Annotated in this window: 12 protein-coding genes; 10 read left to right on the top strand and 2 right to left on the bottom strand. The window is 66.6% G+C overall.

Features of this window, described 5'->3' with window-relative positions; all coding sequences use genetic code 11:
• Positions 1 to 18 precede the first annotated feature (18 nt).
• Positions 19 to 1413, bottom strand: coding sequence for a helix-turn-helix domain-containing protein (locus IFR23_RS07030; RefSeq protein WP_192975258.1), 1395 nt, complete (start codon positions 1411 to 1413; stop codon positions 19 to 21).
• 100 nt (positions 1414 to 1513) lie between these two features.
• Between IFR23_RS07030 and IFR23_RS07025 the strand changes: the two genes are divergently transcribed.
• The 10 genes from IFR23_RS07025 (at position 1514) to IFR23_RS06980 (ending at position 13891) form a co-directional block, all read left to right on the top strand.
• Positions 1514 to 3040 (top strand): acyl-CoA carboxylase subunit beta, encoded by a 1527-nt coding sequence (locus IFR23_RS07025; protein WP_133020235.1) that lies wholly within the window; start codon positions 1514 to 1516, stop codon positions 3038 to 3040.
• Between the two features lie 57 nt (positions 3041 to 3097).
• Positions 3098 to 3385 (top strand): hypothetical protein, encoded by a 288-nt coding sequence (locus tag IFR23_RS07020; protein ID WP_192975257.1) that lies wholly within the window; start codon positions 3098 to 3100, stop codon positions 3383 to 3385.
• Complete coding sequence (locus IFR23_RS07015) at positions 3382 to 3600, top strand: hypothetical protein (protein ID WP_192975256.1); 219 nt, start codon at positions 3382 to 3384, stop codon at positions 3598 to 3600. Before IFR23_RS07020 ends, IFR23_RS07015 begins: the two co-directional genes overlap by 4 nt.
• Positions 3597 to 4115 (top strand): hypothetical protein, encoded by a 519-nt coding sequence (locus IFR23_RS07010; protein ID WP_192975255.1) that lies wholly within the window; start codon positions 3597 to 3599, stop codon positions 4113 to 4115. The genes IFR23_RS07015 and IFR23_RS07010 overlap by 4 nt, the downstream gene beginning before the upstream one ends.
• Positions 4112 to 4537, top strand: coding sequence for a methylmalonyl-CoA epimerase (gene mce / locus IFR23_RS07005; RefSeq protein ID WP_192975254.1), 426 nt, complete (start codon positions 4112 to 4114; stop codon positions 4535 to 4537). The genes IFR23_RS07010 and mce overlap by 4 nt, the downstream gene beginning before the upstream one ends.
• Positions 4538 to 4547: 10 nt before the next feature.
• Positions 4548 to 5333 (top strand): enoyl-CoA hydratase-related protein, encoded by a 786-nt coding sequence (locus tag IFR23_RS07000; RefSeq protein WP_192975253.1) that lies wholly within the window; start codon positions 4548 to 4550, stop codon positions 5331 to 5333.
• A 151-nt stretch (positions 5334 to 5484) separates the two neighbouring features.
• The gene (scpA, locus tag IFR23_RS06995) at positions 5485 to 7761 is read left to right on the top strand and encodes a methylmalonyl-CoA mutase (RefSeq protein ID WP_192975252.1); all 2277 of its coding nucleotides are present in this window, start codon (positions 5485 to 5487) and stop codon (positions 7759 to 7761) included.
• Positions 7758 to 8813, top strand: coding sequence for a biotin synthase BioB (gene bioB / locus IFR23_RS06990; RefSeq protein WP_192975251.1), 1056 nt, complete (start codon positions 7758 to 7760; stop codon positions 8811 to 8813). The genes scpA and bioB overlap by 4 nt, the downstream gene beginning before the upstream one ends.
• A gap of 179 nt (positions 8814 to 8992) precedes the next feature.
• On the top strand, positions 8993 to 10969 hold the full coding sequence (locus tag IFR23_RS06985) for an acetyl-CoA carboxylase biotin carboxylase subunit (RefSeq protein ID WP_244655517.1): 1977 nt from the start codon (positions 8993 to 8995) through the stop codon (positions 10967 to 10969).
• 516 nt (positions 10970 to 11485) lie between these two features.
• Positions 11486 to 13891 (top strand): DUF3772 domain-containing protein, encoded by a 2406-nt coding sequence (locus IFR23_RS06980; protein WP_192975250.1) that lies wholly within the window; start codon positions 11486 to 11488, stop codon positions 13889 to 13891.
• Here the strand turns inward: IFR23_RS06980 and IFR23_RS06975 are convergent.
• Entirely contained in the window at positions 13876 to 14913 is a 1038-nt protein-coding gene (locus tag IFR23_RS06975; protein WP_192975249.1) for a protein CsuE, read from the bottom strand. The two genes, IFR23_RS06980 and IFR23_RS06975, sit on opposite strands and share 16 nt — an antisense overlap.
• Positions 14914 to 15059: the final 146 nt, after the last annotated feature.

Raw genomic sequence — 15059 nt, 5'->3', positions numbered from 1 at the left:
CGAGTTTGGAGGGGTGGGCTAAACCACCTCGTAGGGGACGGTGCCGCGGCGGTCCGGATCAACGCGGATCTCGCTGGCGGCTGGCGGAAACGCGCGCTGGTCGCAGTCGGTGCGCAGGCAGATGCGGCATGACGTCCCGATCGGCGTGGCGATGCCTCCGGTCCCCAACGCGTCCGCATAGATGAACTCCGACGCGTTCGCCTCCTCGCACCCGAGCGCCACGGCGTAGCGCCGCGCCGGTCGCGTGTACGTCTCGGACGGCTTCACCAGACCCTTCGCCATCGAGACGTAGCGGATGCCGTCGGTCGTCTCGATCAGCTGCGTCAGGATCCGGTCCGGGATCGCGACCGCCTCGTGGACGATCCACAACGGGCAAGCTCCCCCGAACCGCGCGAACTGCAACCGCGTGGCCGAGTGCCGCTTGGTGATGTTGCCCGCCATGTCGACGCGGCAGAAGAAGAACGGGATGCCCAGCGCGCCCGGTCGCTGCAACGTCGAGAGCCGGTGACACGTCTGCTCGAAACTCGTCCCGAAGATCCGCCGCAACCGATCGATATCGTGGCGGACGCTCCGAGCCTCCGTCCGGAAGCGGGTGTAAGGCATGACGATCGCCCCGGCTGCGTAGTTGGTCAGCCCCGCGGTCAGCAACGCGCGCGCCGTTTCGGACGCCATTTCCGACGCCGCGACGATCCCGCCGATGACGTCACCGAACTCGTGCCGCGCAACCTGGTGCGCGAGCGAGAACAGGGTTGTCTCGCCCGGTTGGGACCCGTCGAGTCGCAAGGTCGCGCCGTCGTAATCTCGCAACGGGGCGGCCAGCGCGCCCGAAATCGCAACCGACACGCCGCGCGCCGCCAGCCGAGCCTCCAGCGCCGCGATCCGGTCCGCCCCCAGCGTTTCGCCGATCTCCTCCGCCCGGCGATCGAGCGCATCGACGTAATTACCCGCCGCATGAAACCAGTCGCGCACGTCCTCCCACGGCAGCAATCCCGGCGCCCCCGATCCCGCCACCAGCCGATCGTCGAGCGCCCGCAACTGCTCCTGCGCGCGCCGATACGCATCGTGCATCGCGACGAGGCGCTGCGCCAACAGCGGCTGATGCTTCACCGCGCGCCGCACTGCGGTCTCGTCTAGCGCGGGCGCCTCGACGCTCGTATCCGACACCGCCTCCAGCGTCGCGATCAGCAGCGCGGTATCGTCCGCCGCATCGATGCTGCCCCAGTCCGCCGGAAACTCGCGCGCGAGCGTGATCAGCACGCCCTCGGTCACCGGGCGATCGCCATTCTCGATCTGCGAGAGATAGCTGACCGACAATCCGATCCGCGCGGCCATCGCCGCCTGGCTGATCCCGAGCACGCGACGCAGATCGCGCAGGCGGTGTCCGACGAAGAGGCGACGCGCGGGCAGGGTCATCCCTCCGCCTAGTTTGCAAACATCACGTCGGCAAGTTTGCAACATTGCATTTGCGCATCGCATCCCGCTCTGTGAAGGCAATCAGCAGGACGGAGAGACGATGTCATCGACGATCGAAGAGCTTGAACGCCGCCGCGAAGCCGCCAGAGTCGGCGGGGGCCTCAAGCGGATCGCAGCGCAGCACGCCAAGGGAAAGCTCACCGCAAGGGAGCGCCTTGACGTGCTGCTGGACGAGGGTTCGTTCGAAGAACTCGACATGTACGTCGAGCATAACTGCGTCGATTTCGGCATGCAGGACCAGGTGATCCCCGGCGACGGCGTGGTCACTGGTTCGGGCACGATCAACGGCCGCCTCGTCTTCGTCTTCAGCCAGGACTTCACCGTGTTCGGCGGGTCGCTCAGCGAACGTCATGCGCAGAAGATCTGCAAGGTGATGGACAGCGCGATGAAGGTCGGCGCGCCGATCATCGGCCTCAACGACAGCGGCGGCGCGCGCATCCAGGAGGGCGTCGCGAGCCTCGGCGGCTATGCGGAAGTGTTCCAGCGCAACGCGCTCGCGTCAGGCGTCGTGCCGCAGCTCTCGCTGATCATGGGCCCGTGCGCAGGCGGCGCGGTCTACAGCCCCGCGATGACCGACTTCATCTTCATGGTGAAGGATTCGAGCTACATGTTCGTCACCGGTCCCGACGTGGTCAAGACGGTGACCAACGAGGTCGTGACGCAGGAGGCGCTCGGCGGCGCGGTGACGCACACGACCAAGACGTCGGTCGCCGACAACGCGTTCGAGAACGACATCGAGGCCTTGTTGGCCGCGCGCGATTTCTTCGATTTCCTGCCCGCCTCCAACCGTGAAGGCGTCCCCGAGCGCCCGACCGCGGACGAATGGGACCGGATCGAGGAGAGCCTCGACACGCTGATCCCGGCGTCGGCGAACCAGCCCTACGACATGCACGAGCTGATCCGGAAGACCGTCGACGAAGGCGATTTCTTCGAAACGCAGCCGGCGCACGCAGCCAACATCATCACTGGCTTTGGCCGCATCGAGGGCCGCACGGTCGGTTTCGTCGCGAACCAGCCGATGGTACTTGCCGGTGTTCTCGACATCAACAGCTCGAAGAAGGCGGCGCGGTTCGTGCGCTTCTGCGACGCGTTCGAGATTCCGATCGTGACCTTCGTCGACGTGCCCGGCTTCCTGCCCGGCACCGCGCAGGAGCATAACGGCATCATCAAGCACGGCGCGAAACTGCTGTTCGCCTATGCCGAGGCGACCGTGCCGAAGATCACCGTCATCACGCGGAAGGCGTATGGCGGCGCGTACGACGTGATGGCGTCGAAGCATCTGCGCGGCGACCTGAACTATGCGTGGCCGACCGCCGAGATCGCGGTAATGGGCGCGAAGGGCGCGGTCGAGATCATCTTCCGCGGCAAGACGCCCGAAGAGATTGCCGAGCGCACCGCGGAATACGAGGCGCGGTTCGCCAACCCGTTCGTTGCCGCGTCGAAGGGGTTCATCGACGAAGTGATCCAACCCCACTCGACCCGCCGCCGCATCGCGCTCGGCCTACGGAAACTCCGCGGCAAGGCGCTCGAGAATCCCTGGAAGAAGCATGACAACATCCCGTTGTGAGCGATGCTTGTTCGGTAATGATAAGCACATTATCATGTCATGCGAAGGAGTCGTGACATGCAGACCGAACGCGTGACGTTTCTGACTACCCCCGACCACAAGGCAGCGCTCGACGCGTTTGCAAGCAGCAACGGCCAGTCGGTCGGGCATGTTTTACGCGAGGCGTCGAGCCAGTATATCGGCCAGCCGACGGCGGACGAGGAAGCCGAGCTTGCCGTACTCGTGCAGCAGGTCAACGAGGCGATCCCGAAAATGAACGCGTCGATCGACTCGATGATCGCGACGATGGATGCGTCACATATGCGAATCGACGCGCTGCTCCGTGACATGGGCGTGCGTTCATGAGCCCGTTCGGCGATATATTCGGTGCGATGCGGCAGGTGATTCTTACACAAGCCCGACTGGACCAACTTGATGTGCGGATGACCCGGATGGCAGGAGACATCGATGGTCTCGCCGACGGTATCTCATCGCTGCGCGACCGGATCTCACGGCTTGAGGGCATCATAGAGGGCGCGGCAATGGCGGCTAGTCGACAGCAGCGGAGGATCGAGGAATGATCGCGCTTCTCCTGCTTCAAGCCGCAGCGGTGGCGGCGCCTGCACCTGCACCTGCACCGACCTGGAAGCTTGCCGATCGCACCAACGCGGCGGGCGTGCGCAGCATCTCCGCGTCGGTCACCGGCAATGACGGGCTCTCGCGGTTCGTCGTGAAATGCGACGTCGCGGCCGAGCCGATCGTGTCGATCCAGTTCATCCAGCCGCAGCCGCTCGGGTCGGGCGCGGACAAGCCGGTCGCGGTGCGCTTCGATGGCGGGCCGGCGTTCACGTATAACTGGCAGTTTCCGGGGACGGGGACCTATGTCACCGATCCAGAGGCGATCACCAAGCTGACGACGTTCCTAGTGAAGTCGAAGACGGTGCGCGTCGAGGCCACCAACGGCGCGAACTTCGCAGTGCAGGCGAACTTCGTCGCGCCGACCGGCGATGCGATGATCCGGCAGGTGCTCGGTGTGTGCGGTTACACGCTGGGTGTCGTTCCCACGCCGCCGCCGCCACCGAAAGACGCGCAATGACCCTTGGCCGCCTCAACCATGTCGGGGTCGCGACGCCGTCGATCGCGAAGTCGGTCGAGACGTATCGCCTGTTACTGGGCGCGACGGCGATTGGCGAACCGTTCGACCTGCCGGCGCAGGGCGTGAAGGTATGCTTCATCGATGCGCCCAACACGCAGATCGAGCTGATCGAGCCGTATGACGAGAGCTCGCCGATCGCGGGCTTCCTGCGCAAGAACCCGGCGGGCGGGCAGCATCATGTCTGTTTCGAAGTCGCCGATATCGCCGCCGCGGTTGCCGATCTGAAGGCGAAGGGGGCGACCGTGGTGGGCGAGCCGCGGATCGGCGCGCATGGCACGCCGATCGTGTTCGTGCACCCGAAGGATTTCGGCGGCATGCTGGTCGAGTTGATGGAGACGCCGGGCGATACCGGCGCGCACTAGGAGAGATCTGATGGCCGCGTACGAGCATATCCTAAGCGAACGGCGCGGCGAAATGCTGGTGCTGACGCTCAACCGGCCCGACCGGCTGAACGCCGCACCGCCGGCGATGTTCGAGGAATTGCGTGCGGCGCTGGGGGACCTCGGCGGGGCCCGCGCAGTGCTGATCGCTGGTGCGGGACGGGCGTTCTGTTCGGGGGCGGATGTTGGGGGCGGTGCGTTAGGTTCGGACAATCCGGGCGAGGCGACGTTCGCGGCGCTGACCGGCAGCTATAACCCGACGATGACGGCGCTCGCCGACCTGTCGGTGCCGGTGGTGAGCGCGGTACGCGGGCCGGCGGCGGGGATCGGGTGCAGCCTCGCGCTTGCCGCCGATTTCTGTGTGGCGAGCGAGAGTGCGTATTTTCTCCAGGCGTTCGTGAACATCGGGCTGGTGCCGGACGGCGGCGCGTCGTGGATGCTGCCGCGGCTGATCGGCAAGGCGCGGGCGACGGAGATGATGATGCTCGGCGAGCGCGTGCCGGCAGCCAAGGCGCTCGACTGGGGGATGGTGCACAAGGTCGTCGCGGACGATGCGCTGGACGTGGAAGCATTCGCTCTGGCGGAGCGGCTGGCGGGGATGCCGACGATCGCGCTGGGGTTGATGCGGCGGGCGATTACGGCTGCGTACGAAACGGATTACGCGACCGCGATGCAGGCCGAGGCGGCGAACCAGCGCGACGCGCGCGGGTCTGCGGATTCGATGGAAGGCGGTCTCGCGTTCCTGGAGAAGCGCAAGCCGGTGTTCACGGGCAAGTGACCTCCGCCTCCAACACCACCCCAGCGGTTCTAACCACCACCCCGGCGAAGGCCGGGGCCCAATTGGGCAACGACCCATTGGCTGGTGCTGCTCTCAATTACTTCGATCTTTCCAATTGGGCCCCGGCCTTCGCCGGGGTGGTGTTTTAAGCATGACCGACACGCCCAAATCCGCGCCAACCCTCGCCGACTGGCAGGCACTCGCCGCCAAGGAAGTTAAAGGCGGCGACCTCACCTGGCCGACCCCCGAAGGCATCGACGTCAAGCCGCTCTACACCGCGGAAGACGTGCGCGAAGACCCCGGACTCCCCGGTTTCGCGCCCTTCACCCGCGGCGTCCGCGCGTCGATGTACGCGGGCCGCCCCTGGACGATCCGCCAGTACGCCGGCTTCTCCACCGCCGAAGCCTCGAACGCGTTCTACCGCCGCAACCTCGCCGCCGGCCAGAAAGGCCTTTCGGTAGCGTTCGATCTCGCCACGCACCGCGGCTACGACTCAGACCACCCCCGCGTCACCGGCGACGTCGGCAAAGCGGGCGTCGCCATAGACAGCGTCGAGGACATGAAGATCCTCTTCGACGGCATCCCGCTCGACAAGATGTCGGTTTCGATGACGATGAACGGTGCGGTGATTCCGATCCTCGCCTTCTTCATCGTCGCGGGCGAGGAGCAGGGCGTCGACCGCAAACTGCTCAACGGGACCATCCAGAACGACATCCTCAAGGAGTTCATGGTCCGCAACACCTACATCTACCCGCCCGAGCCGAGCATGCGGATCATCTCGGACATCTTCGGCTACACGAGCCGCGAGATGCCCAAGTTCAACAGCATCTCGATCAGCGGCTATCACATGCAGGAAGCAGGGGCGACGCAGCTCCACGAGCTCGCCTTCACGATCGCCGACGGCATGGAATATGTGAAATACGGCGTCGCGTCCGGGCTCGACATCGACAAGTTCGCCGGGCGGCTGAGCTTCTTCTTCGCGATCGGCATGAACTTCTTCATGGAGATCGCCAAGCTCCGCGCCGCCCGCGTCCTCTGGCACCGTGCGATGACGCAGCTCGGCGCACAGGACGAGCGTTCGAAGATGCTGCGTACGCACTGCCAGACGTCGGGCGTCTCGCTCACCGAGCAGGATCCGTACAACAACGTCATGCGCACCACGATCGAGGCGATGGCGGCGATGCTCGGCGGCACGCAGTCGCTCCACACCAACGCGCTCGACGAGGCGATCGCGCTGCCGACCGACTTCTCGGCGCGGATCGCACGCAACACGCAGATCGTGATCCAGGAAGAGACGGGGATGACCAAGGTCGTCGATCCGCTCGGCGGCAGCTATTATATCGAGAGCCTGACGCAGTCGCTGGTCGACGGCGCGTGGAACCTGATCGAGCGGATCCAGTCCGAAGGCGGCATGGCGAAGGCGGTCGCCGCAGGCTGGCCCAAGGCGATGATCGAGGAAGCGGCGGCCGGCCGCCAGGCACGCGTCGATCGCGGCGAGGACGTCATCGTCGGCGTGAACAAGTACAAGCTCGCCGAACAGGACGCGATCGAGATCCTCGACGTGGACAATGTCGCGGTCCGCGCCGGCCAGATCGAACGCATCAACCGCGTGAAAGCGACGCGCGACGAAGCAGCGTGCCGCGCCGCACTTGATGCGTTGCGGGAAGGGGCGCGCATTCCTCCCCGGAACGGGGAGGGGGACCAGCCAACGGCTGGTGGAGGGGGCGTCCCACAAACGGACCCTCTCGCGGAAGCCCCCGTCCGTCAGCCTTCGGCCGACACCTCCCCGGAACGGGGAGGATTTGAGAACAACCTCCTCGCGCTCGCCGTCGACTGCGCCCGAGCCCGTGCCACGCTCGGCGAAATCTCCTCCGCGATGGAGGACGTATTCGGCCGCTACGGCACGCAACCGACTCCCGTCTCCGGTATCTACGGCGGCGCGTACGAGGACGACGCGCGCTGGACCCGGCTTACCGACGGGGTCGAGGCCACCGAGCGCCGGATGGGCCGCAAACCCCGCATGCTCGTCGCCAAGATGGGCCAGGACGGCCACGACCGCGGCGCCAACCTCGTCTCGTCGATGTTCGGCGACCTGGGCTTCGAGATCGTCCCCGGCCCACTCTTCCAGACCCCCGCCGAAGCCGCCGCGCTCGCGCTCGAAAACGACGTCGACATCGTCGGTGCCTCAAGCCTCGCCGCCGGCCATAAGACGCTGATCCCCGAACTGATCGGCTACCTCCGCGAGGCGGGCCGCGCGGATATCAAGGTGATCGCGGGTGGCGTTATCCCCGCACAGGACTATCAGGCGCTGCGCGATGCCGGGGTCCAGGCGATCTTCGGCCCCGGCACCAACCTGATCCAGGCCGCCGAGGACGTGTTGAAACTCCTCGGCCACAACATGGCCCCGCAAGAGGAAGCCGCCGAATGACCGATACCCTCCTCCGTACTCTCGCACATGCAGTGGCTCCTAGCCTGGTGCGCGATGCTCCCGTTTCCCGCACCGACTGGACCCGCCCCGAGATCGCCGCGCTGTTCGACCTCCCGTTCGATGAACTCATGTACCGCGCGCAGACCGTCCACCGCGCGCACCACGCGATCGGCGAAGTCCAGCTCTGCACGCTGTTGTCGATCAAGACCGGCGGCTGCCCCGAGGACTGCGGCTATTGCTCGCAGTCCGCGTCGTCCGACTCCGGCCTGAAGGCGGAAAAGCTGATGGACGTCGACGCCGTTCTCGCCGACGCTGCGCAGGCCAAGGCCGCCGGCTCGCAGCGTTTCTGCATGGGCGCCGCGTGGCGCAACCCGAAACCGCGCGACATGCCGAAGGTCGTCGCGATGGTCGAAGGCGTCCGCGCGATGGGGCTCGAGACGTGCATGACGCTCGGCATGCTCGACGCGGACCAGGCCAAGCAACTCGCCGATGCGGGCCTCGATTACTACAACCACAACATCGACACCTCGCCGGAGAATTACGGCAACGTCATCACCACGCGGACCTTCGGCGACCGGCTGGAGACGCTGGCGAACGTCCGCGATGCGGGCATTTCAGTCTGCTGCGGCGGGATCGTCGGGATGGGCGAGACGCGCAGCGACCGCGTCGGCTTCGTCCACGCGCTGGCGACCTTGCCGCGCCACCCCGAGAGCGTCCCCGTCAACGCGCTGGTCCCGGTCAAGGGCACGCCGCTCGGCGACATGCTGGCCGGCACGCCGATGGCGCAGATCGACGACATCGAGTTCGTCCGGACCGTCGCCGTCGCGCGGATCACGATGCCGCTCAGCATGGTCCGCCTGTCGGCCGGGCGCGAAAGCATGTCCGAGGCGACTCAGGCGCTGTGCTTCATGGCCGGCGCGAACTCGATCTTTACGGGCGACAAGCTGCTGACCACCGGCAACGCCGGCGACAGCGCGGATGCGACGCTGCTGGCGAAGCTGGGGATGAAACCGATGGTCGGCGCGGAGCCGATGCGGGCTGCGGCGGAGTAAAGACTTAGCTCCCCTCCCGTATGCGGGAGGGGTTGGGGGTGGGCTCGCGCTCACCGCAAACGATGCCGATGCAGGAGGCCGGGTGCCCACCCCCAACCCCTCCCGCATACGGGAGGGGAGTAGATAGTTTGTTTAAGAAAATCCTGGTCGCCAATCGGGGCGAGATCGCGTGTCGGGTCATGCGGACCGCCAAGGCGATGGGCATCAAAACTGTCGCGGTCTATTCCGACGCCGACGCGCGCGCGCCGCACGTGCTGATGGCCGACGAGAGCGTCCGTCTCGGGCCGGCACCCGCCGCCGAAAGCTATCTCAAGGCCGAACTGATCCTGCTCGCGGCCAAGGAAACCGGCGCGGACTGCATCCACCCAGGCTACGGCTTCCTATCCGAACGCGAGAGTTTCGCGCTGGCCTGCGCCGACGCCGGGATCGCCTTCGTCGGGCCGCCACCCAACGCGATCGCCGCGATGGGCGACAAGATCGAATCGAAGAAGCTCGCCAAGGCCGCGGGCGTCAACGTCGTGCCGGGGTATCTCGGCGAAATCGACAGCACCGACCACGCGGTCGAGATCGCGTCGGGCATCGGCTATCCGGTGATGATGAAGGCGAGCGCCGGCGGCGGCGGCAAGGGCATGCGGCTTGCCTACAGCGAACAGGACGTCCGCGAAGGCTTCGAGGCGACCAAGCGCGAGGGGCTCGCCAGCTTCGGCGACGACCGCGTGTTCATCGAGAAGTTCATCGAAAGCCCGCGTCACATCGAGATCCAGCTGATCGGCGACCAGCATGGCAACATCATCTATCTCAACGAGCGCGAATGCTCGATCCAGCGGCGTCACCAGAAGGTCGTCGAGGAGGCGCCGTCGCCGTTCGTCACGCCCAAGATGCGGAAAGCGATGGGCGAGCAGGCGGTCGCTCTCGCGCAGGCGGTTGGCTATTATTCCGCGGGGACGGTCGAGCTGATCGTGTCGGGTGCGGACACCACGGGGGAGGGGTTCTACTTCCTCGAAATGAACACCCGGCTCCAGGTCGAGCATCCGGTGACCGAGGAGATCACCGGGCTGGACCTCGTCGAGCTGATGATCCGGGTGGCTGCGGGGGAGCCGCTCGGGTTCACGCAGGACGAGGTGAAGCTCAACGGCTGGTCGATCGAGAACCGGGTCTACGCCGAAGATCCGTATCGCGGGTTCCTGCCGTCGATCGGTCGCTTGGTGCGGTATAATCCGCCCGAAACTTCCCCCCTCCCGCTTGCGGGAGGGGGAGCAGAAGAACCTCGAATTCGTGTCGACGACGGCGTCCGCGAGGGCGGCGAGGTCAGCATGTTCTACGACCCGATGATCGCCAAGCTCATCACCTGGGCGCCAACGCGCGACGCCGCGATCGCCGCTCAGATCGCCGCGCTCGATGCGTTCGAACTGGCGGGGCCGGGCAACAACATCGATTTCCTCTCGGCGATCATGCAGCACCCGCGCTTCCAGTCGGGTGCGCTCACCACCGGCTTCATCGCCGAGGAATATCCCGACGGCTTCCACGGCGCGCCCGCCGACGCCGAATTGCTGAAGACGCTCGCCGCGGTCGCCGCCTTCGCGGCGACCGCAGAGGCCGACCGCGCGCGCCGCATTGACGGCCAGCTTGGCAGGCGTCTGCGCCCGCCGGCGGATTGGGTGGTGACGATCGACAAGATCGACCACGCGGTGACGGTCTCGACCGACGGCATCATGGTCGACGGCGAAGAGCTCGACCTTTCGCTCGAATACACGCCCGGCGATCGCATGGTGGTCGCCGACGGTCATGGGACAGATGGCGACGAACACCTCACGATCCGCATCGCCAAGGCCCGCGCCGGCTTCAAGCTTACCGCGCGAGGGGCTAGCCACGTCGCCCGCGTGCTTCCCGCCCGCGTCGCGCCCTATACCGCGCACCTGATCGAGAAGGTGGCGCCCGATCTGTCGAAGTTCCTGATCTGCCCGATGCCGGGGCTGCTGGTGCGGCTCGATGTGGCTGCGGGCGACAAGGTCGAGGCGGGGCAGGCGCTCGCGGTGGTCGAGGCGATGAAGATGGAGAACATCCTGCGCGCCGAGAAGACGGGGACGGTGAAGTCGGTTGCTGCGAAGACCGGGGATAGCTTGGCGGTGGATCAGGTGATCCTCGAACTGGACTAGGTTCGCGTTCGGTTTGCCTACCTAGCTCACGTCCCGCCCCGTCATGCCGGACTCGTTCCGGCATCCACCGTTCCGCACATCCGATAGAACTGAGTATGCGGACCGGTGGGCCCCGGCCTCCGCCGGGGTGACGGGGAAGGGGCGTATGTTGCTCCCAGCGCCCGTGGGGCAAGCGATCCGCATCTTTGTTTCCCCGCGAAGGCGGGGACCCAGTCTGGGCTCCCGCCTTCGCGGGAGAACAAGGAAGCTGCAGGCCGGCGGCTGTGTTTGCAGGACCGCGTCCTCCCTAACACCACCCCGGCGAAGGCCGGGGCCCAGTTGGGAGCGGCTGGTGATTTAGGCCAGCGCTCCGTTACAGCGACCTTGCCAACTGGGCCCCGGCCTTCGCCGGGGTGGGACGTGTAATGGGTAAGCGTTCATCCTGAGACTTTGCCGAAAGCAGCGGTAGCGGTGCAAGGACCCGAGCCCCACGCCACCCCCTCCCGTTTCCGGCCCTACCGCTGTACAGCACCTCGGATGACCGTCCTCCGTTACCTTGTCGCGCTCCTCCTGGCCGTAACCGCGCTCCCCGCGATCGCGCAGGACGAGCCCAAGGTCGCGACCGTCGCTGCCAGCCTTACCCAAGCCTCGGCCGAACTTCAGGCAATCGACGACGCGACGCCCGCCGCGCGTGACGACAAGGCGCGGCAAGCTCTCCGCACACGCGCACAGGCCGTACAAACAATAGCCGCCGACGCCGTCCGCACGCTCACCCCCGAGATGGCCCTCGTCCAGGCGCGCGTCACCGAGCTCGGCGCCGCCACCCCCGGCGTCGTCGAAGCCCCTGAGATCCGCGCGCAACGCAAGCTCCTCGCGCAGAGCCAGTCCGGAATCGATTCCGCGATCAAGCGCGCCCGTCTCATCGGCATCGAGGCCAAACAGCAGATCGACGATATCGGTGCGGCCGAGGCGGAGGAACTCGGCCAGCAATTGTCCGAGAACACCGGCTCGCCGCTGTCGCCGACATTGTGGGCTGCGATCGTCGATCACCTGCCGCGCGACACCGCGCGCATGATGCGGTTCGCCAATGTCGAGATCCGCCAGTTCGGCGCGCGGTTCGACATGCGCGCGGGCACCGGCCTGCTGATCGGCATCCTCACCGCACTGGTGCTGATCGTGCCGTTGCGACGCTGGCTGCACGGCGTCGGTCGCCGTTACGCGACCAACCACGCGCCCGGCGGTCGCCTGCGACGCTCGGCCTATGCGCTGTGGCTGGTCGTGATCGGCACCGCGCTGCCCGGCCTCGCCGCCTGGGCGATCGTCGCGTCGCTGCGCTGGGCCGGGCTCGTGTCGCCCGCCTGGAGCCGGTTCGGCGCGCTCTTCGTCGGGATCACATGGTTCTGCGCGTTCGTGTCGTCGCTCGGCGGCGCGCTGCTGCTGCGCGGCCAGTCCACGTGGCGGTTGCTGCCGATCGGCGACCCGGCCGCGCAGGCGCTGCGCCCGTACACCTGGATGGCCGCCGGGCTAATCTTCTTCGGCCAGTTGCTGATCGCGACCAACACGCTGATCGGCATCAGCGCGCCCGCATCGAGCGCGGCCAACGCGGTCGTCGCGTTGCTCCACATCGTCCTGCTCGGCGCGATCCTGGTGACGCTAGGTCGGTTGCGCGCCGCCGCGTTGCCCGATCCGACCAAGCCCGCGCGCAACACGCTGCTGGCGATCGTCGCGACGCTCGTCTGGCTGGTGCTGCTCGTCACGCTGATCGCCGGCCTGATCGGCTATGTGAACTTCGCGTTCAAGGTCGCGACGTGGCTGCTGTGGGGCGCGATCGTCGGGGCGACGCTATACCTGATGATGACCTTTACCGACGACGCGTGCCGGACATTGCTGTCGAGTGGCAACCGTCTCGGCCGCTCGGCGAACAGCGGCTTCGGGGTCGACAACAAGACCGTCGACCAGATCGGCGTGCTGCTGTCGGCGGTACTGCGGCTGTTGCTGATCCTGCTCGCGGTCGGTGCGGTGATGGCGCCGTTCGGGGCGGGCGTCGGCTCGGCGTTCGAGCTGTTCGGGACGGTCGCGAACGGCGTGACGATCGGCCAGGTCACGATCTCGCCGGGCGCGGTGCTGCGCTCGATCGCGGTGCTGTTCGTCGCGCTCGCGATCATGCGCGGGCTACAGCACTGGCTGGTGAACAGCTATCTGCCGACCACCGCGATGGATGCGGGCGCGCAGAATTCGGTGATGATGGTCGCGCGTTACGCCGGGATCATCGCCGCGGTGCTGTGGGCGCTCGGCGCGCTCGGGATCGGCATGGAGAAGTTGGCCGTGGTGCTCGGCGCGCTGTCGGTCGGGATCGGCTTCGGCCTCCAGGCGATCACGCAGAACTTCGTCTCCGGGCTGATCCTGCTTGCCGAGCGCCCGGTGAAGATCGGCGACCTCGTCCGGATCGGCAACATGGAGGGCGACGTGAAGCGGATCAACGTCCGCTCGACCGAGATCCAGGTCGCGGACCGCTCGACGCTGATCGTGCCGAATTCGGAGCTGATCACCAAGACGATCCAGAACATGACGCTGGCAGCACCCATCGGCCGGATCCAGCTGCAATTCTCGGTGCCGCTCGAGGAGGATCTCGACGCGGTGCGGACGATGCTGTTCGCGGCGTTCGCGGAGAAGCACGAGGTGCTCGACGATCCCGAACCCAAGGTGTTCATCGATTCGATCGACGCCGGCCGCGCCAAGTTCAACTGCTTCGCGTACGTCGCGAGCCCGCGCGATGCCTATCCGATGCGCAGCGAACTGCTGTTCACGCTGCTCCGCCAGTTCCGCGAGGCGGGCATCGAAGTCGGCTCGACCGCGACCAAGATGGAACTGGTCGGACCGCTGCCGACCCCGCCCATTTCAGAACAGACCGGCGATCAGAACCCCGATCAGAACAGGACGTAGGGCAACGACACGCTGAAGCTCGATCCGGCCGCCATCGTCCCGCGCGGGCGGATGCGGACGGTGGTGACGGACTTGGGCGCGGACGTCGGATCATAAGTCCAGCTGGTACCGCCGTTCGCTGAAAAATCGACGTCGTCGGTGGTGCTGGCGGGCGCGGTATAGGTCACCGCGAGTGACGATGCGGGCGAGCCCTCCGCCGTCGTCACGAACGCAGTCGAGGCACTCCCGTCGCCGTCGAGCGCGACCGCGCCGCGACTGGGCGTCGGCAGGACGATCGCGAGCGAATTGGCGTCGACCGCGACGATATCGGAATTGGTCAGCGTGATCGTCGTCCGCTGTTTGCTGCCCGGAATAGCCCGTGGATTGTTGGTCGCCGACAGCGGATCCCAGGTCGTCCGGGTGATGATCGTCACGCCGATCGGCTTGGCCGCGACGATCATCGTCACGGAGACGTTGGCGACGGGGATGGTCGCGGGGTTCTGATCCAGCGTGCCGACGCAAGCGCCCAGCAAACCGAGCACGTCGCAGAACCGCCACTCCCATGCGATCTTGAAGCTGCCCGTATAGGTGCCGGGCGCGACTGCGGCGGTCGACGACGGACGGACGTGAACCTGCACGTTGCGCGCCGTGCCGCCGAGCAACCCGAGCAAATTGATGACGCCGCCGTTCATGTAGACGAACGGGGTGCCCGGCGTGAACGGATAGGCGCCCGCGGCGTCCGCCGCGACCACGTACTTGGCCGTCACGGTGTTCGCGGGGTTGGTCGACGTCAGCTTGAAACCGTCGGGGCTGGTAACGGTCGCGCGCAGATAGTTGCCGCCCAGCAGCGAGATCACGGTGCTTGGACAGTCGAACCCGCCGGGCACGTCGACATAGGGCGGCGCACCATTGACCAGCGCCGGCGGCGAATAGGTGCCGAGCGCGGTCGGACTTGGACTGGTCACGGTACAGGCCGCCCAGGCCGATGACGGCATCGCCAGTGCCGTGATGGCGATCAGCGCTTTCTTCAGTCCAGTCGTCAACGCTTGGTCCCTTCGCGCCTTACTCGTGCGACAGGGGCTAGTCGGCGATTCGTTAAGGCACTTTCAAAGACCTGAAATGGGTGTTTTCGTCGAACCGGTTCATCGTGACGGTGTCGGCGGCCTTGCGGCGCTTGCGGCGGCCGCCA

The sequence above is a fragment of the Sphingomonas sp. CFBP 13603 genome (assembly GCF_014892665.1).
GTDB lineage: Bacteria > Pseudomonadota > Alphaproteobacteria > Sphingomonadales > Sphingomonadaceae > Sphingomonas.
The sequence above is the reverse complement of the archived record's forward strand: the minus strand, read 5'-3'. Positions and strand labels throughout refer to the sequence as shown.